The sequence below is a fragment of the Streptomyces sp. NBC_01384 genome (genome assembly GCF_045040035.1).
Classification (GTDB): Bacteria; Actinomycetota; Actinomycetes; order Streptomycetales; family Streptomycetaceae; genus Streptomyces.
Genome location: NZ_CP109559.1, coordinates 6,192,505 through 6,215,146, shown reverse-complemented (window position 1 = coordinate 6,215,146; position 22,642 = coordinate 6,192,505). Strand labels below are relative to the sequence as shown.

The window sequence follows — 22,642 nt, the reverse complement described above, 5'->3', positions numbered from 1 at the left end:
GCCGTTCGCGCAGCGCCCCTGGCGGGGTGCGGGGGCGGAGCCCCTGGGGGTGGGACGGGTACGGGCGGCGGGGGCGCAACGGCCCGTCACGGCCGCGGGTCCAGGCCCTCCTCGCGGCGCTGGGCACGCCCGGGCGTCGGGTCGAGGTACACCCGGCTCACCACGGGGAACACCTCGCGCAGCCGCTGCTCCGCCTGTTCGCAGGCCCACTCGATCTGCCCTGCCGTCGACACGTCCCGGAAGTCGACCTTCGCCGCGACCAACGCCTCGCGCGGCCCCTGCACCAGCGTCGTCAGCTCCAGTACGGCCTCCACGTGCTCCACGGCCAGCAGTTCGGCCCGAATCCGCTCCCGCACCGACTGGGGAAGCGGGCGGCCGATCAACAGCTCCGCGTTGGAACGGCCGAGGACCCAGGCGACGTACAGCAGGAGTATCCCGATGAGCAGGGACGCGATGCCGTCCCAGACGCCCGAGCCGGTGAGCTGCCCGCCGAGCAGACCGCCCGCGGCGAGGACCAGCCCGATCAGCGCGGCCGAGTCCTCCAGCACCACGGCCTTCACCGCGGTGTCCGGGGTGTACCGGAGGTAGCGCTTGAAGGACGCCCCGACCCGCTCCGCCTCGCCGCGCGCCTGGCGTAGGCCGGTGCGCAGCGAGTAGCCCTCCAGGACGAAGGCGACCGCGAGGACGATGTACGAGATGAGAGGGTCGCCCAGTTCCTCGCCCGCTGCGAGGGTGTGGATGCCGTCGTACATCGAGAAGACCGCACCGCCGACGAAGGTGGCGACGGCGGCGAGCAACGCCCAGATGTACCGTTCGGGGCCGTAGCCCAGCGGGTGTTCCTCGTCGGCGGGCTTCTCGCTGCGTTTCAGCGCGGTCAGCAGCAGCACCTCGGTGACCGTGTCGGCCACCGAGTGCGCGGCCTCGGACAGCATCGCGCTCGATCCGCTGATGACGCCCGCGACCGCCTTGGCCACCGCGATCCCGAGATTGGCGAGGGCGGCGACGACCACCGTGGCGGTGCTCTCGCCGCCGCCGTCCTCCTGTGCGACTTCCGCTTCAGTCGTGACCATGCCCCAGTCTTACCGGGCTACCGGGGAATGCGGACCACGCCCTCCTGGATCACCGAAATGGCCAGCCGGCCGTCCTGCGTGTAGATGCGGGCCTGACCCAGGCCCCGGCCGCCGGAGGCCGACGGCGACTCCTGGTCGTACAGCAGCCATTCGTCGGCGCGGAACGGGCGGTGGAACCACATCGCGTGGTCCAGCGAGGCCCCGACGACGTCTCCGGTCACCCAGCCGCCGCGTCCGTGCGCGAGCAGGATGGAGTCGAGGAGCGTCATGTCGGAGACGTACGTGGCGAGGACGACGTGCAGGAGGGGATCGTCGGCCAGTTTGCCGTTGGTGCGGAACCACACCTGGGAGTGCGGTTCGCGGGGCTCGCCGACGCTGCCGTACGGCGGCGCGTCGACGTAGCGCAGGTCGACGGACTCGCGTGATTCGAGGAGGCGCTCCACGACGACGGGGTCCTTGATGACGTCGGCGTACAGCGGCAGCAGTTCGGCGGCCGTGGGCAGCGTCTCCGGGTCGGGCGCGGGCGGCATCGCCGCCTGGTGCTCCATGCCCTCCTCGTACGTCTGGAAGGACGCGGAGAGGTGGAAGATCGGCTGTCCGTGCTGGACGGCGACGACCCGGCGGGTGGTGAAGGAACGGCCGTCCCTGATGCGGTCCACCGAGTACACGATGGGCGCGCCGGGGTCCCCCGCACGCAGGAAGTACGCGTGCAGGGAGTGCGCGAACCGGTCCTGGGGGACCGTGCGCCCCGCGGCGACCAGCGCCTGGGCCGCCACCTGCCCGCCGAAGACGCGCGGGACGACGGCGGACTGGGACCGGCCGCGGAAGATGTTCTCCTCGATCCGCTCGAGGTCGAGCAGATCGAGGAGAGACTGAAGTGCCTGACTCATGGTGTCAGTTGTACCGTGCAGTAATTTCGCCGGCCTTACGAGCCCGTGTCGCGGGCCAGGTCACAGACCCATGTCCTTCGCGATGATCATCTTCATGACCTCGCTGGTGCCGCCGTAGATGCGGTTGACGCGGTTGTCCGCGTACAGGCGGGCGATCGGGTACTCGTTCATGAAGCCGTAGCCACCGTGCAGCTGGAGGCAGCGGTCGATGACGCGGTGCGCGACCTCGGTGCAGAACAGCTTGGCGCTGGCGGCCTCGGCCGGGGACAACTCGCCCGCGTCGAGGGCCTCCAGGGCGCGGTCGACCACGGCCTGCGCGGCGTCCACCTCGGCCTGGCAGGCGGCCAGCTCGAACTTGGTGTTCTGGAAGTGGGCGACCGGCTTGCCGAAGACGGTGCGCTCCTGGACGTACTCCTTGGCGAACCGGACGGCCGCCGCGGCCTGCGCGTACGCGCCGAAGGCGATGCCCCAGCGCTCGGAGGGCAGGTTGCCGCCGAGGTAGTAGAAGCCCTTGTTCTCCTCGCCGAGCAGGTCCTCGACCGGCACCTTCACATCGACGAACGCCAGCTCGGCGGTGTCGGAGGTCTTCAGGCCGAGCTTGTCGAGCTTGCGGCCGACGGAGTAGCCCTCGGACTTGGTGTCCACGGCGAACAGGGAGATGCCGAAGCGGCGGTCCTCGGCCGTCGGCGCGGAGGTGCGGGCGCAGACGATGACACGGTCGGCGTGCACGCCACCGGTGATGAAGGTCTTGGCGCCGTTGAGGACGTAGTGCGTGCCGTCCTCGGAGAGCTTCGCGGTGGTCTTCATGCCCGCGAGGTCGGAACCGGTGCCCGGCTCGGTCATCGCGAGGGCCCACATCTCCTCACCGGAGACGAACTTCGGCAGCCACTTCTTCTTCTGCTCGTCGGTGGCCAGCATCTTTATGTACGGCAGGCCGAGCAGCACGTGCACGCCGGAGCCGCCGAAGGAGACACCCGCGCGGGCGGTCTCCTCGTACATCACGGCCTCGAACTTGTACGAGTCGATGCCGGCGCCGCCGTACTCCTCGTCCACGCGGATGCCGAAGACGCCGAGCTCGGCGAGCTTGTAGTAGAAGTCGCGCGGCGCCTGGCCCGCGGCGAACCACTCGTCGTGGACCGGAACGACCTCGGCCTCGATGAAGGCCCGCAGGGTCTCCCGGAACGCCTCGTGGTCCTCGTTGAACACAGTACGGCGCACCGCCGCCACCTCCACCTGGGATTTCTGTCTAAGCGCTTGCTCAGATGGCAGGTTACCCGCCGGTCATGACGGTCGTCCAGACCAACCAGTCCATGACGCTCGTCACGCCCCGGCGGCCCGGAAGGCCCCCCTCGCCATCCGGTGCAGCAGCTCGGCGGTCCCCGCGCGTCCCGGCAGCGCGCCCGGTCGTCCCAGGTGCGGTGTGGAGTTCAGCAGGCCGAAGACCGAGTGCACGGCGGACCTGGCCGTGGGCTCCGCCAGGGACGGGTACACCTCGCGCACGACCTCCACCCACAGCTCGACGTACTGCCGCTGGAGCTGTCGTACGAGCTTGCGGTCGCTGTCGCGGAGGCGGTCCAGCTCGCGGTCGTGCAGGGTGATCAGCGGGCGGTCGTCGAGCGCGAAGTCGATGTGCCCCTCGATGAGCGAGTCGAGGACCGCCTCGGCGTTCCCGTCCGCCTCCGCCACCCGCCGCTTGCCACCCGTGAGCAGCTGCCCGCTGATCCCCACCAGCAGTTCGGCGAGCATCGCATCCTTGCCCGCGAAGTGCCGGTACAGACCGGGGCCGCTGATGCCGACCGCCGCTCCTATCTCGTCCACCCCGACGCCATGGAAGCCGCGCTCGGCGAACAGCCGGGCGGCCTCCTTCAGGATCTGCTCGCGTCGGGTGGGGGCGTCGGTTCTCGTGGCCATGGAAGCAATTCTAGACAGGGAGGTTAGCGGTCGTTAACCTTGAGGAAATGCGTTAACGCTCATTAACTGGTGGACCACTGGTGAGGGGACCGCAGGACATGCGAGAAGCACCGGAGCTGACGAGCGCGGCAGACCCCGCGTCGGAGGCCTGGCGGGCCAACGAGGCGGCCCATCGCGCCCTCGGTGAGGAGCTGCGCGCCAAGCTCGCCGAGGCGCGGCTCGGGGGCGGCGAGCGGGCCCGGCAGCGCCACACCGCGCGCGGGAAGCTGCTCCCGCGCGAGCGCGTGGACACGCTCCTCGACCCCGGCTCCCCCTTCCTGGAGCTGGCCCCCCTCGCCGCCCACGGGATGTACGACGGGCAGGCACCGGCCGCCGGAGTGATCGCCGGGATCGGGCGGGTCAGCGGGCGCGAGTGCGTGATCGTCGCCAATGACGCCACCGTCAAGGGCGGCACGTACTACCCGATGACGGTGAAGAAGCACCTGCGGGCGCAGGAGGTGGCGCTGGAGAACCGCCTCCCCTGTGTCTATCTCGTCGACTCCGGAGGGGCCTTCCTGCCCATGCAGGACGAGGTCTTCCCCGACCGCGAGCACTTCGGGCGGATCTTCTACAACCAGGCGCGGATGTCGGGAGCGGGAATCCCGCAGATCGCCGCCGTCCTCGGCTCCTGCACGGCCGGCGGCGCGTATGTCCCGGCCATGAGCGACGAGGCCGTGATCGTGCGCGATCAGGGCACGATCTTCCTCGGCGGGCCCCCGTTGGTGAAGGCCGCCACCGGTGAGGTCGTCACCGCCGAGGAGCTGGGCGGCGGCGAGGTCCACGCACGCGTGTCGGGCGTCACCGACCACCTCGCCGAGGACGACGCGCACGCGCTGCGGATCGTACGGAACATCGCGGCCACGCTCCCCGCGCGCGGCCCCCTGCCCTGGGCGGTCGAACAGTCCGTGGAGCCCAAAGTGGACCCGTACGGGCTGTACGGCGCCGTGCCGGTCGACTCCCGCACGCCGTACGACGTACGCGAGGTCATCGCGCGCGTGGTGGACGGTTCGCGCTTCGCCGAGTTCAAGGCCGAGTTCGGGCAGACGCTGGTGACCGGCTTCGCCCGCGTCCACGGCCACCCGGTGGGCATCGTCGCCAACAACGGCATCCTGTTCTCCGAGTCCGCCCAGAAGGGCGCCCACTTCATCGAGCTGTGCGACCAGCGCGGCATCCCCCTCGTGTTCCTGCAGAACATCTCGGGCTTCATGGTGGGGCGTCAGTACGAGGCCGGGGGCATCGCCAAGCACGGCGCCAAGATGGTGACGGCCGTGGCCTGCACCCGCGTGCCGAAGCTGACCGTGGTGATCGGCGGTTCGTACGGAGCGGGCAACTACTCGATGTGCGGCCGGGCGTACTCGCCGCGCTTCCTGTGGATGTGGCCCGGCGCCAAGATCTCCGTGATGGGCGGCGAGCAGGCCGCGTCCGTCCTCGCGACCGTCAAGCGCGACCAGCTGGAGGCGCGCGGCGAGTCCTGGCCCGCCGAGGACGAGGACGCCTTCAAGGCCCCGATCCGCGCCCAGTACGAGCGGCAGGGCAGCGCCTACTACGCGACGGCCCGCCTCTGGGACGACGGTGTGATCGACCCGCTGGAGACCCGGCAGGTGCTGGGGCTCGCCCTGACCGCCTGCGCCAACGCGCCACTGGGTGAGCCCCAGTTCGGCGTCTTCCGGATGTGATGAGGGTGCCCGAGATGTTCGAGACAGTCCTTGTGGCCAACCGGGGCGAGATCGCCGTACGCGTCATCCGCACCCTGCGCGCGCTCGGTGTGCGCTCGGTCGCCGTCTTCTCCGACGCGGACGCCGACGCCCGGCACGTCCGGGAGGCCGACACGGCGGTACGGATCGGTCCGGCGCCGGCCGCCGAGAGCTATCTGTCGGTACAGCGGCTGCTGGAGGCGGCCGCCCGGACGGGGGCGCAGGCGGTGCACCCCGGGTACGGCTTCCTCGCCGAGAACGCCTCGTTCGCGCGCGCGTGCGCCGAGGCCGGGCTCGTCTTCATCGGCCCGCCCGTCGACGCGATCGCGCTGATGGGCGACAAGATCCGCGCCAAGGAGACGGTGAAGGCGGCCGGAGTGCCCGTGGTGCCGGGGTCCCGCGGCAGCGGGCTCACGGACGCGGAACTGGCCGACGCCGCACGGGAGATCGGCATGCCCGTGCTGCTCAAGCCATCGGCGGGCGGCGGCGGCAAGGGCATGCGGCTGGTACGGGACTCATCGGCGCTGTCCGACGAGATCGCCGCCGCCCGCCGTGAGGCCCGCGCCTCCTTCGGCGACGACACCCTCCTCGTGGAGCGCTGGATCGACCGCCCCCGGCACATCGAGATCCAGGTCCTGGCCGACGGCCACGGCAATGTCGTCCACCTGGGCGAGCGCGAGTGCTCCCTCCAGCGCCGCCACCAGAAGATCATCGAGGAGGCGCCCAGTGTGCTCCTGGACGCCGACACCCGGGCCGCGATGGGCGAGGCGGCGGTCCAGGCGGCCCGCTCCTGCGGGTACGAGGGTGCGGGCACGGTCGAGTTCATCGTCCCCGGCTCCGACCCGTCCTCGTACTACTTCATGGAGATGAACACCCGCCTCCAGGTGGAGCACCCCGTCACCGAGCTGGTCACGGGGCTCGACCTGGTGGAGTGGCAGCTGCGAGTCGCCGCGGGCGAGCAACTCCCCTACGAACAACAGGACATCACGCTCACGGGGCATGCGGTGGAGGCCCGCGTCTGCGCCGAGGACCCGGCGCGCGGCTTCCTGCCCTCGGGCGGCACGGTGCTCGCCCTGCACGAGCCGCAGGGCGACGGGGTACGAACCGACTCGGGACTGAGCGAGGGCACGGAGGTCGGCAGCCTGTACGACCCGATGCTGTCCAAGGTCATCGCGTACGGGCCCGACCGCGCGACCGCGCTGAGGAAGCTGCGCGCCGCCCTCGCGGAGACGGTCACGCTCGGCGTGCAGACCAACGCCGGGTTCCTGCGGCGGCTGCTGGCCCATCCGGCCGTGGTGGCGGGCGAGTTGGACACGGGGCTGGTGGAGCGGGAAGCGGACTCACTGGTCTCGTACGAGGTGCCGGAGGAGGTGTACGAGGCGGCGGCCGCCGTACGCCTCGACGGGCTGAAACCCCGGGGCGAGGGCTGGACCGACCCGTTCTCGGTGCCGAGCGGGTGGCGGCTCGGGGGCTCGGCCGAGCCGGTCGGATTCGACCTGCGGGTGCCGGGACTCGACCCCGTGCGATACGTCGCGACGGGCACCGCCACGGTCTCGGTGGACCGTGTCTCCGTCACCCTCGACGGCGTACGCCACACCTTCCACCGCGCCGGCGACTGGGTGGGCCGCGACGGCGACGCCTGGCAGGTACGCGACCACGACCCCGTGGCCGCCTCCCTCACCGGTGCCGCGCACTCCGGGGCCGACTCGCTCACCGCGCCCATGCCCGGCACGGTGACCGTCGTGAAGGTGGCCGTAGGGGACGAGGTGGCGGCCGGACAGAGCCTGTTGGTGGTCGAGGCGATGAAGATGGAGCACGTCATCTCCGCCCCGCACGCCGGGATCGTCAGCGAACTGGACGTCACGCCGGGCACAACGGTCGCCATGGACCAGGTGCTGGCCGTGATCACGCCGTACGAGGAGACGACATGAGCACCCCCGAACTCGGCCTTCCCATGGTCGTACCGGCCCCGGACCTGCCCGCCCGGGTGCGGATCTACGAGGTCGGCGCGCGCGACGGGCTGCAGAACGAGAAAGCGACCGTGCCGACGGAGGTGAAGGCCGAGTTCATCCGGCGGCTCGCCGACTCGGGCCTGGCCACCATCGAGGCCACCAGCTTCGTGCACCCCAAGTGGGTGCCCCAACTGGCGGACGCGGAGCAGTTGTTCCCGCTCGTGAGCGACCTGGGCAACCGGAGCCACCGGAGCGATCCGCCGGGTGTGCACCTCCCGGTCCTCGTACCGAACCAACGGGGTCTGGACCGGGCGCTGGCCCTCGGCGCCCGCCAGGTCGCCCTGTTCGCCAGCGCGACGGAGTCCTTCGCGAAGGCCAACCTCAACCGGACCGTCGACGAGTCCCTGGCCATGTTCGAGCCGGTGGTGGAGCGGGCCAAGGCGGACAAGGTGCACGTCCGCAGCTACATCTCCATGTGCTTCGGCGACCCCTGGGAGGGCCCCGTCCCCATCCACCAGGTCGTGCGTGTCTGCAAGGCCCTGATGGACATGGGCTGCGACGAGCTGAGCCTCGGCGACACGATCGGCGTGGCGACGCCGGGCCACGTCCAGGACCTGCTGTCGGAGCTGAACGAGGAGGGCGTACCGACCAGCGCCCTCGGCGTGCACTTCCACGACACCTACGGCCAGGCGCTCGCCAACACCCTGGCCGCGCTCCAGCACGGTGTCACGACCGTCGACGCGTCCGCGGGCGGCCTCGGCGGCTGCCCCTACGCCAAGTCCGCCACCGGCAACCTCGCCACCGAAGACCTCGTATGGATGCTCCAGGGCCTCGGTATCGACACCGGGGTCGACCTCGGCCGCCTCACCGCCACCAGCGTGTGGATGGCCGGACAACTGGGCCGACCCAGCCCGTCCCGCACCGTCAAAGCCCTCTCCCACCAGGAGTGATCCCCATGTCCCTGGACCACCGTCTCTCCCCCGAACTCGAAGAACTCCGCCGTACGGTCGAGGAGTTCGCGCACGACGTCGTGGCACCGAAGATCGGCGACTTCTACGAGCGGCACGAGTTCCCGTACGAGATCGTGCGGGAGATGGGCCGCATGGGTCTGTTCGGACTGCCGTTCCCCGAGGAGTACGGCGGCATGGGCGGCGACTACCTCGCCCTCGGTATCGCCCTGGAGGAACTCGCCCGCGTCGACTCCTCCGTGGCCATCACCCTGGAGGCGGGCGTCTCGCTCGGCGCGATGCCGATCCACCTCTTCGGCACGGAGGCCCAGAAGCAGGAGTGGCTCCCGCGCCTGTGCTCCGGCGAGATCCTCGGCGCCTTCGGCCTGACGGAGCCGGACGGCGGCTCGGACGCGGGCGCGACCCGTACGACCGCCCGTCTCGACCCGGACACCAACGAATGGGTGATCAACGGCAGCAAGTGCTTCATCACCAACTCCGGCACGGACATCACGGGCCTGGTCACGGTCACCGCGGTCACCGGCCGCAAGCCCGACGGCAAGCCGCTGATCTCCGCGATCATCGTCCCGTCCGGCACCCCTGGCTTCACGGTCGCCGCCCCGTACTCGAAGGTCGGCTGGAACGCCTCCGACACCCGTGAGCTGTCCTTCGCCGACGTCCGCGTCCCGGCCGCGAACCTGCTCGGCGAGGAGGGCCGCGGCTACGCCCAGTTCCTGCGCATCCTGGACGAGGGCCGCATCGCCATCGCGGCGCTGGCGACCGGCCTCGCGCAGGGCTGCGTCGACGAGTCGGTGAAGTACGCCAAGGAGCGGCACGCCTTCGGACGTCCGATCGGCGCGAACCAGGCCATCCAGTTCAAGATCGCCGACATGGAGATGAAGGCCCACATGGCCCGCGTCGGCTGGCGCGACGCAGCATCCCGTCTCGTCGCGGGCGAGCCCTTCAAGAAGGAGGCGGCGGTCGCCAAGCTCTACTCCTCCACCATCGCCGTCGACAACGCCCGCGACGCCACCCAGATCCACGGCGGCTACGGCTTCATGAACGAGTACCCGGTGGCCCGCATGTGGCGCGACTCCAAGATCCTGGAGATCGGCGAGGGCACGAGCGAGGTCCAGCGGATGCTGATCGCGAGGGAGCTGGGGCTCGTGGGCTGAGGTGCCACGGGACCACCCGTGCCGGCCCGTTACTTGACGGCTCCCCCGATGAACGACATCCACGCCCCCGCGGACACCAGGACCACCGGCCCGCCCGGGTCCTTGCTGTCCCGCACGGGCACGACGCCGGGGAAGCCGTCGGCGACCTCGACGCACGAACCGCCGTCCGCGTTGCTGTACGACGACTTGCGCCAGTGGGCGGACGGCAGATCACGCGTGCTGTTCATGGTGTGTAGTCCTCCGTGAGTCGGCCGATGAAGTCGAGGGACGCCTCCGGGGACATGGCGGCGGCCCTGGCCAGATCGTAGGACTGTGCGATCTGTGTGACCAGGGCCGGGTCCTCGATCAGCTGCCCGGAGTAGGCACTCTCGGTGTAGGCGACCGGCGGCTCCTCGGCAAAGGCCATCAGCGTCATCTGGCCGTACAGGAGCGGGTTCACCCCACCGGAGAAGGGCATGACCTGGACGATCGCCCGATGCTCCCGGGACACCTCGGCGATGTGCTCCAACTCCTCGCGCATGACCTCGTCCCCGCCGACCGGCACCCGTAGCGCGGCCTCGTGGATGACGAACCACAGCTCGGGATCGGTCGGGTCCTTGAGCAGCGCACGGGCGCGTTCCTGCCGCGTGCCGACATGTCGTTCGATCAGCTCCTGGGCGACCAGCGGCCGGGCGGACCGGATGAGGGCACGGGTGTACGACTCGGTCTGCAACAGGCCGGGCACCACCGTCGTGGCGAAGTCGCAGACGGTCCTGGCTCGCCGCTCCAACTCGGCCGCGGCGGCGAAGTAGTCCGCAAACTTGGACGAGTTGAGGATGGCCGCGCACAGCCGCCGGAAGAACCCGTCCGCCCGCAGCACGCCGTCGATCCGCTCGGACAGGTCCAACTGCGGCCTGCGGATGGCGATCTCCATCTGCCCGATGTAGGGCCCCGAGCAGTACACCAACTCCCCGAGCCCGCCCTGCGTCAGCCCCGCGTCCTCGCGCCGCCTGCGCAGCTCCGCGCCGTAGAACTCCCCCATGGACGCGGGGTCCAGATGCTTCGGCTGAGACATGTCGGCTCCCTCCCCGCCGCGACGCCGTCGTCACGGCTCACCGACAACAAGGATAGATACGCAAAGGAGTCACATGGACACACTCCGTGAAACATCCACCTCGCGAGGCGGGCTCCAGGCCGACCCCGCCCCAACCCTCTGGACAGTTAGTGAGGTTAGGCTAACCTACCTTCGAACTTGTCCGGCGGGCGCTCCGCCCCGTGCCGAAAGCAGCCACTCTCATGCCCAACGCCCGTGCCACCCACCTCACCCGTCGCGGCGTCCTGGCCGCGGGCGGCGCCCTCGGCCTCGGTGCCGTCCTCGCCGCCTGTGGCGAGGACAACGACGCGAAAAGCGGTGGCGCGGACGCGACGAAGGCCGCCGCCGCCCAGTCCGGCCCCTGGACGTTCAAGGACGACCGCGCTACGACGGTGAAGCTGGACAAGATCCCCGCGAACATCGTCGCCTTCACCGGTGTCGCCGCCGCGCTCCACGACTACGGCATCGAGGTCAAGGGCGTCTTCGGCCCGACCACCACCAAGGACGGCAAGGCCGATGTCCAGGCCGGCGACATGGACGTCAGCAAGCTGACCGTCCTCGGCAACGAGTGGGGCCAGTTCAACATCGAGAAGTACGCGGCCCTCGCGCCCGACGTGCTGATCTCCACGATGTTCGACGCCGCGGGCACCCTCTGGTACGTCCCCGAGGAGTCCAAGGACAAGATCCTCAAGCTCGCCCCGAGTGTCGGCATCTCCGTGTACGACCGTCAGCTGCCCGCGTCACTGCAGCGCATGCTCGCGCTCGCCGTGTCGCTGGGCGCCGACGCGAAGTCCGCCGCGATCGTCGAGGCGAAGAAGAAGTTCGAGACGGCCGCCGAACGGCTGCGCGCCGCGGCCAAGGCCCGCCCGGAGATCAAGGTGCTCGCCGGTTCCGCGAGCCAGGACATCTTCTACGTCTCCGGCTCCAACCTCTCCATCGACCTGGAGTACTTCAAGGCGCTCGGCGTGAACCTCGTCGAGCCCTCCGCCAAGGCCCTGAAGGCCAGCGGCGGTTGGTTCGAGAACCTGAGCTGGGAGAACGTCGACAAGTACCCGGCGGACGTCATCGTCATGGACGACCGCAGCGCGACCATCCAGCCGGCCGACATCACCGAGGCCACCTGGAAGAAGCTGCCCGCCGTCAAGGCCGGCCAGGTCATCGCCCGCTCCCCCGAGCCGATCGTGTCGTACGACAAGTGCACCCCGCTCCTCGACAACCTCGCCGAGGCGATCGAGAACGCCAAGAAGGTCGCCTGAAACCGTTCCTATGGACTGAGCGGGAGTGAGCCCGATCAGCCGCGCGCCCCGAACGGTCTTGGGCGCTCCCCCACTGCCTTAAGGGCGTGGGAGGTACCCCCAGGTCCCCGGCGTACTCGACCCCGGGGCGGCGACACGCATCCTGTGCGTGGTCCGGTCCCGGGAGGCCAGTTCCCTACGCGACCCGGCCATATGGGTACGGCCAGAGGCGACGGGGAGGCCCTGAACCATCACTCTGGTGGAGCAGGGGCCCCGCACGCCGGCACCGCACCCGGCGTCCCAGATCGCACAGCCACGCCAACCCGGAGGGCCCAGGGCGCCACAAGCCCAGAAGCCGACCATCACACGATCGAGCTAACGCGACCTCACGCACGCTCCTCGACGAGCAGGTGCCAACCTCCTGTCGTGACCCCCTGCGGTGAACCCATCCATGCCCCCTGACGCCGACTCAGGAGCACTTATGACGACGGCCGTAGCCGCCCCGTTCCGTTTCTTCTCCCTCCAGGTCGTACGGACGAGGCGGCTCGGCCCGGCGATCGAGGACAACCGGGCGATCCGCTTCCGCCCGCCCGCCGACACCGACGACACCGACCTGGTCGTCCTGTGGGCGGACGAGACCGCGCTGCCCGCCGCCTCCGCGATCCTCGAATCCCTGCCGGCCGGCACCCGCGCCCGCGCCTGGCTGGAGGTCCCGCACGCCGAGGACATCCTGGACCTGTTCGTCGCGGCCGACGCGGAGATCACCTGGCTCGTGCGCGACGACGGGGCCCCCATGGCCGTCGACGCCGTACGGGCCGCCCAACTGCCGCCCACCGAGCACCCGTACGCCTGGATCGCGGGCGAGTCCGGGTGCGTGAAGGAGATGCGCCGCCATCTCGTCCGCGAGCGCGGCATCGACCGCGGGCGGGTCGCCTTCGTCGGTTACTGGCGGCGCGGGCTGACCGAGGAGCAGCTGCGCGAGCAGGAGTGACCCACGGAATGTGACACAGCACGGAGATGTGTCACATCGCGAAAGCGAGGGGGTGGAGGGATGGGGTCGCACGATCGACTTAGGTTAGGCTAACCTAAGTTGAACGCCAGGGCCCGCCCGTCTTCTCGTCCCGGCGCACCCCTCACCCGTCCCCCTCACCCGTCCCGCTCGGACTGTCCCGCACGGAGGACCCCCACATGCGCTCGCACCTGCTCAATGACACGACCGCGGAGCGGTACCGCCGCTCCGTGACCGAAGGAATCGAGCGGGTGGCGGCCAAACTCGCCACCACCGACCGTCCGTTCACGGGTGTCACGGTCGACGCCCTCGCTCCTCGTATCGAGCGGATCGACCTGGACCGCCCGCTGCACGACACCACGGCGGTCCTCGATGAGCTCGAAGAGGTCTACCTCCGGGACGCGGTCTACTTCCACCACCCGCGCTACCTCGCGCACCTCAACTGCCCGGTGGTCATCCCCGCCGTGCTCGGCGAGGCCGTCCTGTCCGCCGTCAACTCCTCTCTGGACACCTGGGACCAGTCGGCCGGCGGCACCCTCATCGAACGCAGGCTCATCGACTGGACCAACGAGCGCATCGGCCTCGGCCCGGCCGCCGACGGCGTGTTCACCAGCGGCGGCAGCCAGTCCAACCTCCAGGCGCTGCTGCTGGCCCGCGAGGAGGCCAAGCCGGGGCAGGCGGGGTGGGAACCCGGGGACAGCCTCGCCAAACTGCGTATCTTCGCCTCCGAGGTCAGCCACTTCAGCGTCAAGAAGTCGGCGAAACTCCTCGGCCTCGGCGCGGACTGCGTCGTCTCGATCCCCGTCGACCACGACAAGCGCATGCAGACCCTCGCCCTCGCGCACGAGCTGGAGCGCTGCGAGCGCGACGGACTGATCCCCATGGCCGTCGTCGCCACCGCCGGCACCACCGACTTCGGGTCCATCGACCCGCTGCCCGAGATCGCCGAGCTGTGCGCCCGGTTCGGCACCTGGATGCACGTGGACGCGGCCTACGGCTGCGGACTGCTCACCTCCCTCAAGAACCGCGACCGCCTCGACGGCATCGACCGCGCCGACTCGGTCACCGTCGACTACCACAAGTCCTTCTTCCAGCCAGTGAGTTCGTCCGCCGTGCTGGTCCGCGACGCCTCCACCCTGCGCCACGCCACCTACCACGCGGAGTACCTGAACCCGCGCCGCATGGTTGAGGAGCGCATCCCCAACCAGGTCGACAAGTCCCTGCAGACCACCCGCCGTTTCGACGCCCTCAAGCTGTGGATGACGCTGCGCGTGATGGGCGCCGACGGCATCGGCGAACTCTTCGACGAGGTCTGCGACCTGGCCCAGGAGGGCTGGAAGCTGCTGGTCTCCGACCCGCGCTTCGACGTGGTCGTGGAGCCGTCCCTGTCCACTCTCGTCTTCCGCTTCGTCCCGGCCGCCGTCAGCGACCCGGCCGAGATCGACCGCGCCAATCTGTACGCCCGGGAGGCCCTGTTCGCCTCCGGTGACGCCGTTGTCGCGGGCACCAAGGTCGGCGGCCGCCACTACCTGAAGTTCACCCTGCTCAACCCCGAGACCACGGCCGACGACATCGCCGCCGTACTCGCTCTGATCGCCGGCCATGCCGAGCAGTACCTGGGAGAGTCCCTTGACCGCGCTTCCTGAAGCCATGGAAACGACGTCCGCAGACAAGACGTACGACTTCGTAGGGATCGGTCTCGGCCCCTTCAACCTCGGCCTCGCCTGCCTCACCGAGCCGATCGCCGAACTGGACGGCGTCTTCCTCGAATCCAAGCCGGACTTCGAGTGGCACTCGGGCATGTTCCTGGAGGGCGCGCACCTCCAGACCCCGTTCATGTCGGACCTGGTGACGCTCGCCGACCCGACCTCCCCGTACTCCTTCCTCAACTACCTGAAGGAGTCCGGCCGTCTGTACGCGTTCTACATCCGCGAGAACTTCTATCCGCTCCGGGTCGAGTACGACGCCTACTGCCGCTGGGCCGCCTCGAAACTGAGCAGCGTCCGCTTCGGCACGACGGTCACGGAGGTGACGTACGAGGGCGATCTCTACCACGTACGAACCGAATCCGGCGAGGTGTTCCGCGCCCGCCATCTGGTCCTCGGCACGGGAACGCCTCCATACCTCCCCGAGGCCTGCGCGGACCTCGGCGGCGACTTCATTCACAACTCCCGTTACCTGCAGCACAAGCAGGAGCTCCAGGCCAAAGAATCGATCACGCTCGTCGGCAGCGGTCAGTCCGCCGCCGAGATCTACTACGACCTGCTCAGCGAGATCGACGTCCACGGCTACCGACTGAACTGGGTCACGCGCTCCCCGCGCTTCTTCCCGCTCGAGTACACCAAACTCACGCTGGAGATGACCTCCCCGGAGTACATCGACTACTTCCACGCGCTGCCCGAACCGACCCGCTACCGCCTGCAGAACGAGCAGAAGGGCCTGTTCAAGGGCATCGACGGCGAGCTGATCGACGCGATCTTCGATCTGCTCTACCAGAAGAACCTCAGCGGCCCCGTCCCGACGCGACTGCTCACCAACTCCTCCCTGAACACGGCCGCTCACGAGAACGGCACGTACATCCTGGGCCTTTGCCAGGAGGAGCAGGGCAAGGACTACGAGCTGAGCTCCGAGGGCCTGATCCTGGCCACCGGCTACAAATACGCCGAGCCCGAGTTCCTGAAGCCGGTCCGCGACCGGCTGCGCTACGACACCCGCGGCAACTTCGACGTGGCCCGCAACTACGCCGTCGACACCACGGGCCGCGGCGTCTTCCTCCAGAACGCGGGCGTCCACACGCACAGCGTCACCAGCCCCGACCTGGGCATGGGCCCGTACCGCAACGCGTACCTCATCCGTGAGCTGCTCGGCACCGAGTACTACCCGGTCGAGAAGACGATCGCGTTCCAGGAGTTCAACGTATGAGGACGACCGACACCAGCACAGGCACCTTCACCATCCGCCCCCTCGACCCCACCGAGGACGCCGAGCTGCTGCACGGCTGGGTCACCCACCCCAAGGCCGCCTTCTGGATGATGCAGGAGGCGAAGCTGCAGGACGTGGAGCGGGAGTACATGGCCATCGCGGCCGGCGAGTACCACGACGCGTTCCTGGGGTCGCTGGACGGTGAACCCGTGTTCCTGATGGAGAAGTACGACCCGGCGCACGTCGAACTGGTCGGCCTGTACGAGCCCGCGCCCGGCGATGTCGGCATGCACTTCCTGGTCGCGCCGACGGACACGCCCGTGCGCGGTTTCACCCGGGCCGTGATCACCGCGGTGATGGATCACCTGTTCGCCGACCCGACGACCGCTCGGGTCGTCGTCGAGCCCGATGTGCGCAACACGGCCGTGCACGCCCTCAACGAAGCCGTCGGGTTCGTGCCCGAGCGCGAGATCCAGAAGCCGGAGAAGAAGGCGTTGCTGAGCTTCTGCACGCGGGAGCGGTTCGAGAAGGCGACGGGGGTGGCCTCATGACCCTCGCCGACGCCGTGGCCCACCTCTCCCCCGAGCGCTGGGCCCGCGCCAACCGCCTCCTCATACGCAAGGCCCTCGCCGAGTTCGCGCACGAGCGGCTGATCACGCCGGAGGCCGACCGCGACGGCGGGTACGTCGTCCGCGGCGACGACGGGCTCACCCGCTACCGCTTCACCGCCACCGTCCGCGCCCTGGACCACTGGCAGGTCGACGCCGAGTCGATCACCCGCCACCGGGACGGCGTCGAACTCCCGCTCGCCGCCCTCGACTTCTTCATCGAGTTGAAGGAGTCGCTCGGTCTGAGCGACGAGGTCCTGCCGGTCTACCTGGAGGAGATCTCCTCCACCCTCTCGGGCACCTGTTTCAAACTCACCAAGCCGCAGATCCCGGCCGCCGAGCTCACGAAAGCCTCCTTCCAGGAGATCGAGACGGGCATGACGGAGGGCCACCCCTGCTTCGTCGCCAACAACGGACGGCTCGGCTTCGGCGTGCACGAGTACCTCTCGTACGCGCCCGAGACCGCTCGCCCGGTCCGGCTGGTGTGGCTGGCCGCGCACCGCTCCCGGGCCGCCTTCACGGCGGGTGCGGGCATCGAGTACGAGTCCTTCGTGCGCGAGGAACTGGGCGCGGAGACGGTCGAGCGGTTCGCCGGCACCCTCACCGACCTGGGCCTCGACCCCGCCGACTACCTCCTCGTCCCCGTCCACCCCTGGCAGTGGTGGAACAAGCTCTCCGTGACCTTCGCGGCCGAGGTCGCCCGGCGCCACCTGGTCTGCCTGGGCGAGGGCGACGACGAGTACCTGGCCCAGCAGTCCATCCGGACCTTCTTCAACAAGTCCGCCCCCGAGAAGCACTACGTCAAAACGGCGCTCTCGGTCCTCAACATGGGCTTCATGCGCGGACTCTCGGCCGCCTACATGGAGGCGACCCCGGCGATCAACGACTGGCTGGCCCAGCTCGTCGAGAACGACCCGGTGCTCAAGTCCACCGGCCTGTCGATCATCCGCGAGCGCGCCGCCGTCGGCTACCGCCATCTGGAGTACGAGGCCGCCACCGACCGCTACTCCCCGTACCGCAAAATGCTCGCGGCCCTGTGGCGAGAGAGCCCCGTGCCCGTGCTCCAGGAGGGCGAGAGCCTGGCCACCATGGCCTCCCTGGTCCATGTCGACCAGGCGGGCGCCTCCGTCGCGGGCGCGCTGATCGAGCAGTCGGGGCTGACGCCGGTGGAGTGGCTGCGCCGCTATCTGCACGCCTACTTCACCCCCCTCCTGCACAGCTTCTACGCCTACGACCTCGTCTACATGCCGCACGGCGAGAACGTCATCCTCGTCCTCAAGGACGGCGTCGTGCGGCGCGCGATCTACAAGGACATCGCCGAGGAGATCGCCGTCATGGACCCGCAGGCGGTGCTGCCGCCCGCGGTGGAGCGCATCCGCGTCGAGGTCCCCGAGGACAAGAGACTCCTGTCGATCTTCACGGACGTCTTCGACTGCTTCTTCCGCTTCCTCGCGGCCAACCTGGCCTCCGAGGGCATCGTCGAGGAGGACGTCTTCTGGCGGACGGTCGCCGAGGGCGTACGCGAGTACCAGGAGTCGGCCCCCGAACTCGCCGACAAGTTCCGGCAGTACGACATGTTCGCGCCGGAGTTCGCACTGTCCTGCCTCAACCGGCTCCAGCTGCGCGACAACAAGCAGATGGTGGACCTGGCGGACCCGTCGGGAGCCCTCCAGCTCGTCGGCAACCTGAAGAACCCCCTCGCGGGTCTCTGATACCGCGGGTTCTGATACCGGGTGGGGCTCAGGAGACGGTCCTCCTGAGCCCCGCCTCCGCATCCAGGACCTGGTCCAGGACCTGTCCTAGGCGCTCGGCCAGGGAACCTGGGGTGAGCGGTAGTAGCCGATCCCCAGCGCCTCCCAGCGCGGCCCCTGCGCCGCGAGCCGCACCTTGTACGTGTCCCAGTCGTGCGTCGACGCGGGCGACCAGCCGAGCTCGGCCGCGCCGGGCAGCCGCGGGAAGGCCATGTAGTCGATGTCGGCCCCCGTGACGACGGTCTCGGTCCACAGCGGCGCCTCGACCCCGCGGATCGCCGAACCGGGGGCTCCCGGAAGGTAGGTACCCGGGTCCCAGTCGTACGCCCGTTTCACCTCCACCAGGCCCGCCCAGTCCTGCCCGAGCGGGGTGTCCGCCGTGTACTTCATGTCGAGGTACACCCGGTCGGCGGGCGACAGCACGAGCCCCGTCCCGCTCTGCGCGGCCTTCACCACCTGCGCCTTCTCCGCGGCACTGGTGTCGTCGAGCCCCCAGTACTGCGCGAGCGCGCCCTTCGCCGGGGTCGCGCCGGTCAGCTGGTGCCAGCCGATCACGGTCTTCCCGTACTTGGCGACGACGGGCTGCACCTTGTCCATGAAGGTCACGTAGTCGGCGTGGCTGGTGGAGTGGGCCTCGTCCCCGCCGATGTGGAGGTACTTGCCCGGCGTGAGCGCCGCCAGCTCCCGTACGACGTCGTCCACGAAGTCGTACGTCACCGGCTTCGCCACGCACAGCGAGCTGAACCCGACGTCGGTGCCGGTGTAGAGCGGGGGTGCGGTGCCGTCGCAGTTCAGCTTGGCGTACGAGGCGAGCGCGGCGTTGGTGTGCCCCGGCATGTCGATCTCCGGGACGACCTCCAGATAGCGGGAGGCGGCGTACCGCACGATCTCCCGGTAGTCGGCCTTGGTGTAGAAACCGCCCGCGCCTCCCCCCACCTGCGTCGAACCGCCGTACGTGGCCAGCCGTGGCCAGGAGTCGATCGCGATGCGCCAGCCCTGGTCGTCACCGAGGTGCAGATGGAGCTTGTTGACCTTGTAGAGGGCCAGCTCGTCGATGTAGCGCTTGACCTGGGCGACGGTGAAGAAGTGCCGGGAGACGTCGAGCATCGCGCCTCGGTAGCCGTAGCGCGGGGTGTCCTTGATGGTGCCGCCCGCGACGAGCCAGGGGCCGGGCTGCACGGAGTTCCGCTCGACGGCGGCGGGCAGCAGCTGGCGCAGGGTCTGCACACCGTGGAAGAGCCCGGCGGCCTTCCCCGCGGTGATGGTGACGCCGTCCCGGCCACTGTCCAGCCGATAGCCTTCGGCGCCCAGGGAACCTGCCCCCGACCCTGCCCCGAGTCGCAGTCGGATGCCGCCCGTGCCCTGGGAGGTGACGGGCAGCGAAAAGCCGGTGGAGGGGCGCAGGATGCCGGCCAGGTACGCGCCGACCCGGCGGGTCTCCGGCGAGTCGTCGACCCGGATGCGGGTCGCGTCGGTGATGCGATACGGGGATCCGCCCGCGTCGACCGAGGCGGGAGCCGGGACCACCCGGCCGAGCGGGGTCGCGGTGCGGTCGGCCGCGGAGGCCTCCGCGCCGGCGAGGGAGAAACCGGCGGCCGCCACGAGCAGCAGCGTACCGAGAAGGCGGGGCGTTCTGTGCTGTGTCACATGCGCTCCCTTCGGTGGCCCATCGAATGGGTATAGACCACTGTGCCGCAGAGCCGGTGAAACAATCCCCCTCATGGCGGAAATCATCCAGAAGGACGGAACATGGACCTTCGACGGCGATGCGCTGCGGCTGACTCCGGGGCGCGAGAAGAACGTGAGCCTGCTCCGCAACACCCTGGGTGAACTGACCGTCCCGCTGGGCGCGTTGGCGGGAATTTCCTTCGAACAGGGCAAGAAGGCCGGGCGGCTGCGGCTCAGGCTGCGCGACGGCGCCGACCCATTGCTCCAGGCCACCGGCGGCAAGCTCGCCGAACCGAACGACCCCTACCAACTCACCGTCGAGTCCGACCGCTACGGCGTCGCCGAGTACATCGTGGACGAGATCCGGGACGCGCTGCTCCTCGACCAGGTGCCGGCCGACCCGGTCGACGGCTATCTGCTCCCCGGCCCCTCCGTGCCGCTGTCCGTCTCCGCCGGCGACGGCACCGCGAGCTTCGACGGCGAGCGCGTACGCCTGGAGTGGAACTGGAAGACCGAGGACTCCAAATCCGCCGCCGGCGCCCGCTCCCTCGCCCTCAGCGACCTCGCCACCGTCGAGTGGCACCCCGCGGTCGGCCTGGAGAACGGCTACCTCCGCTTCACCGTCCGCGGTGCGGAGACACAGGCCCCGCCGAAGTACGACCCCAACTCCGTCGAACTCTGGGGCTTCAGGAAGGACCCGCTGATGGCGCTGGTCGCGGCGGCGGTACAGGCACGGCTGCCCCATCCGACGGCGTCTCCGGAAGCGGTGGCGGTGAAGGAGCAGCCGGCGGCGATCGCCCCGGAGGCCGACCACGACGCCCTCCTGCGCCGCCTGCGCGAGCTCGGCGAGCTGCACAAGGAGGGCGTCCTGACGGACGAGGAGTTCGCCCTGGCCAAGCAGGCGGTCCTCAAGCGAATGTAGAAACCCGCTTGAGGACCGCCCGAGGTCGTCACACCTTGCCTTCGAGGCATACGACCAGTGAAGCGCCGGCTAGCGAACTCGGCGCGCCACCGTGAAGTGGTCGACCTCTTCACCCGTCTCGGCGATCCCACGCACCTTCAGCGTGGCCAGCCGGCCCTTGTGCGCAGGCGTGACATCCACCCGCAGGAACGAGTAGTTGAGGTACCGCACCCGCGACCAGGCAACGGTCTCGTTCTGTTTGCCGTCCTTCAGGTTGATGAAGGAGGCGACGGAGTCGACCTCGTTCTCGTGACCCTCGTACGACTGCGGGGCGCTGAACGCGTACAGGCTGCGCCCGGCCGCGCCGGCCGTCACGTACACGACACCGTCGGTCTCCGGGTACGCCGTGCCGCCGATCGGCAGCTTCTTGGTGACCGCGTCGCCCTTGATGACGTCCGTGCGCTCGTACTGGTGGTTGTGGCCGTTGATCACCAGGTCCACCGTGTACTTCTCGAACAGCGGCACCCACTCCTGTCGCACGCCCCCCTCCGAGGCGTGCGCCGTGGAGGTGCAGTACGCGCAGTGGTGGAAGAAGATGACGATGAAGTCGACGTCCTTCGACGCCCGGTACTTCTTGAGCTGGGTCTCCAGCCATGTCGTCTGGGTTCCTCCGGATATGCCCAGGTTCGCCGGGATCTCGAAGGAGATGTCGTTGGCGTCCAGCGAGATGATCGCCGTGTTGCCGTAGACGAAGGAGTAGACGCCGGGCAGGTTCGCCTTGTCGGGGCCGTTGTCCGGCAGCGTCCAGCGGGCCTCTTCGCCGCCGTAGCCGTTGGGCGAGTACCAGGCCTCCATGTCGTGGTTGCCGTACGCCGGCATCCACGGGACCTGCTTGGCGACCGTCTCGGTCTGGGCGAGGAACTGGTCCCAGATGCGCGAGTCGAAGCCGGTGTCCTCCTTCTTGCCCGCGCCGGACGGGTCCGCGTACGCGATGTCACCGGCGTGCAGGTGGAAGGCCGGGTTCTGGCCGAGCAGCAGGGCGTCGTTGGCGAGGCCGTGGTAGCCGACACCCTCGTCGCCGAAGGCCGTGAAGGTGAACGGCTCGGCGCTCGCGGGCGCGGTGGTGAAGGTGCCGAGCGTGCCCAGCAGATGGGGCGCGCACGGGTCGAAGCCCGCGTGGCCGACGCCGTAGTAGTACGTCTTGCCGGGGCGCAGGTGGGTGAGCTTGGCGTGCAGGTAGTACTGCGTGTGGTCGCCGCTCGCGCCGACGCCCGCCGGGGTGTAGAGGGTGCGGACCTCGGCCTCGATCTTGCGGGAGAGGTCCCAGGGGTGGGCGCCGATGCGGATGAACGGCTTCTTCACCAGGGCCGGAACCTGCCAGGAGACCGTGATCTCCGTGCGCGGGTCGTTGCCGTAGGCGAGGTGGCGGCCGAAGGGGGCGACGAGGGCGCCGTCGACCGTCTCGGTCGAGGGGGCGGTGGCCTGCGTCGGTACCGCGGCCTGTGCGACGGCGCCCGGGACGAAGGTGCCGCCCGCGACGGCGCCGAGGGTCACGGCCCCGCCTCTGATCATGTTGCGCCGGGAGAACTTGGCGCGGAGATACTCGTGCTGCTCAGCCATGCTCATGCGCTCAGCGAGCTTCTCCGGTACGCCCATGCGTGGAGTGTCCATGGCCACAGAAGTTGCTCCCGGTAATCGACATGGCACAAGACACAGGATGGACAGCTTGCAAACAGCCCCCCATAAGACCTTCAACAGCCGCTTGCCCGATATCGGGCAGGATTCTTGCGAATCGGCT

The 22,642-nt window shown here is 69.6% G+C and carries 18 protein-coding genes and 1 pseudogene; 11 read left to right on the top strand and 8 right to left on the bottom strand.

Translation table 11 applies throughout. The annotated features are described in order from the left end of the window. Positions 1-86: 86 nt before the first annotated feature. The 4 genes from OG747_RS28565 to OG747_RS28550 all read right to left on the bottom strand — a co-directional run bounded on the left by OG747_RS28565 (position 87) and on the right by OG747_RS28550 (position 3,871). Positions 87-1,070 (bottom strand): cation diffusion facilitator family transporter, encoded by a 984-nt coding sequence (locus tag OG747_RS28565; RefSeq protein ID WP_405882248.1) that lies wholly within the window; start codon positions 1,068-1,070, stop codon positions 87-89. Positions 1,071-1,087: 17 nt separating this feature from the next. Further along, entirely contained in the window at positions 1,088-1,960 is an 873-nt protein-coding gene (gene tesB / locus OG747_RS28560) for an acyl-CoA thioesterase II (RefSeq protein WP_405882247.1), read from the bottom strand. A gap of 60 nt (positions 1,961-2,020) precedes the next feature. Then, on the bottom strand, positions 2,021-3,178 hold the full coding sequence (locus tag OG747_RS28555; RefSeq protein ID WP_405882246.1) for an acyl-CoA dehydrogenase family protein: 1,158 nt from the start codon (positions 3,176-3,178) through the stop codon (positions 2,021-2,023). Positions 3,179-3,280: 102 nt separating this feature from the next. After that, the gene (locus OG747_RS28550) at positions 3,281-3,871 is read right to left on the bottom strand and encodes a TetR/AcrR family transcriptional regulator (protein WP_405882245.1); all 591 of its coding nucleotides are present in this window, start codon (positions 3,869-3,871) and stop codon (positions 3,281-3,283) included. 98 nt (positions 3,872-3,969) lie between these two features. Here OG747_RS28550 and OG747_RS28545 point away from each other — a divergent pair, with 98 nt between their 5' ends. From OG747_RS28545 to OG747_RS28530, 4 genes are read left to right on the top strand one after another with little or no spacing between them, the layout of a single operon-like run. Continuing rightward, complete coding sequence (locus tag OG747_RS28545) at positions 3,970-5,586, top strand: carboxyl transferase domain-containing protein (protein WP_405882244.1); 1,617 nt, start codon at positions 3,970-3,972, stop codon at positions 5,584-5,586. Positions 5,587-5,600: 14 nt separating this feature from the next. After that, complete coding sequence (locus tag OG747_RS28540; protein ID WP_405882243.1) at positions 5,601-7,535, top strand: acetyl-CoA carboxylase biotin carboxylase subunit; 1,935 nt, start codon at positions 5,601-5,603, stop codon at positions 7,533-7,535. Beyond that, the gene (locus tag OG747_RS28535; protein WP_405882242.1) at positions 7,532-8,506 is read left to right on the top strand and encodes a hydroxymethylglutaryl-CoA lyase; all 975 of its coding nucleotides are present in this window, start codon (positions 7,532-7,534) and stop codon (positions 8,504-8,506) included. The genes OG747_RS28540 and OG747_RS28535 overlap by 4 nt, the downstream gene beginning before the upstream one ends. Positions 8,507-8,517: 11 nt before the next feature. Beyond that, complete coding sequence (locus OG747_RS28530; RefSeq protein WP_405885719.1) at positions 8,518-9,678, top strand: acyl-CoA dehydrogenase family protein; 1,161 nt, start codon at positions 8,518-8,520, stop codon at positions 9,676-9,678. Positions 9,679-9,707: 29 nt separating this feature from the next. Here the strand turns inward: OG747_RS28530 and OG747_RS28525 are convergent, their stop codons facing one another. Beyond that, positions 9,708-9,905 (bottom strand): DUF397 domain-containing protein, encoded by a 198-nt coding sequence (locus tag OG747_RS28525; RefSeq protein ID WP_405882241.1) that lies wholly within the window; start codon positions 9,903-9,905, stop codon positions 9,708-9,710. After that, positions 9,902-10,732 (bottom strand): helix-turn-helix domain-containing protein, encoded by an 831-nt coding sequence (locus OG747_RS28520; RefSeq protein WP_405882240.1) that lies wholly within the window; start codon positions 10,730-10,732, stop codon positions 9,902-9,904. Before OG747_RS28520 ends, OG747_RS28525 begins: the two co-directional genes overlap by 4 nt. A 221-nt stretch (positions 10,733-10,953) precedes the next feature. Between OG747_RS28520 and OG747_RS28515 the strand changes: the two genes are divergently transcribed. The 6 genes and pseudogenes from OG747_RS28515 to OG747_RS28490 all read left to right on the top strand — a co-directional run bounded on the left by OG747_RS28515 (position 10,954) and on the right by OG747_RS28490 (position 18,236). Beyond that, a complete protein-coding gene (locus OG747_RS28515) occupies positions 10,954-12,006 on the top strand; it encodes an ABC transporter substrate-binding protein (protein WP_405882239.1) in 1,053 nt (350 codons plus the stop codon). A 511-nt stretch (positions 12,007-12,517) separates the two neighbouring features. Beyond that, positions 12,518-12,976: pseudogene (locus tag OG747_RS28510) on the top strand (siderophore-interacting protein); the annotation flags it as partial. 197 nt (positions 12,977-13,173) lie between these two features. After that, positions 13,174-14,640, top strand: a complete 1,467-nt coding sequence (desA, locus tag OG747_RS28505) for a lysine decarboxylase DesA (RefSeq protein ID WP_405882238.1) — start codon at positions 13,174-13,176, stop codon at positions 14,638-14,640. Between the two features lie 4 nt (positions 14,641-14,644). Further along, positions 14,645-15,916, top strand: a complete 1,272-nt coding sequence (locus OG747_RS28500) for a lysine N(6)-hydroxylase/L-ornithine N(5)-oxygenase family protein (RefSeq protein WP_405882237.1) — start codon at positions 14,645-14,647, stop codon at positions 15,914-15,916. Then, the gene (locus OG747_RS28495; protein ID WP_405882236.1) at positions 15,913-16,467 is read left to right on the top strand and encodes a GNAT family N-acetyltransferase; all 555 of its coding nucleotides are present in this window, start codon (positions 15,913-15,915) and stop codon (positions 16,465-16,467) included. Before OG747_RS28500 ends, OG747_RS28495 begins: the two co-directional genes overlap by 4 nt. Further along, a complete protein-coding gene (locus OG747_RS28490) occupies positions 16,464-18,236 on the top strand; it encodes an IucA/IucC family protein (protein WP_405882235.1) in 1,773 nt (590 codons plus the stop codon). The genes OG747_RS28495 and OG747_RS28490 overlap by 4 nt, the downstream gene beginning before the upstream one ends. Before the next feature lie 87 nt (positions 18,237-18,323). On the opposite strand, the gene OG747_RS28485 is transcribed toward OG747_RS28490, so the two are convergent. Then, positions 18,324-19,922, bottom strand: a complete 1,599-nt coding sequence (locus OG747_RS28485) for a beta-N-acetylhexosaminidase (RefSeq protein WP_405882234.1) — start codon at positions 19,920-19,922, stop codon at positions 18,324-18,326. Positions 19,923-19,995: 73 nt separating this feature from the next. Between OG747_RS28485 and OG747_RS28480 the strand changes: the two genes are divergently transcribed. Next, entirely contained in the window at positions 19,996-20,865 is an 870-nt protein-coding gene (locus OG747_RS28480) for a DUF4429 domain-containing protein (RefSeq protein WP_405882233.1), read from the top strand. 69 nt (positions 20,866-20,934) lie between these two features. On the opposite strand, the gene OG747_RS28475 is transcribed toward OG747_RS28480, so the two are convergent. Further along, positions 20,935-22,500 carry a purple acid phosphatase family protein gene (locus OG747_RS28475; RefSeq protein ID WP_405885717.1) on the bottom strand — a complete coding sequence of 522 codons (1,566 nt, stop codon included), beginning with the start codon at positions 22,498-22,500 and terminating at the stop codon, positions 20,935-20,937. Positions 22,501-22,642: the final 142 nt, after the last annotated feature.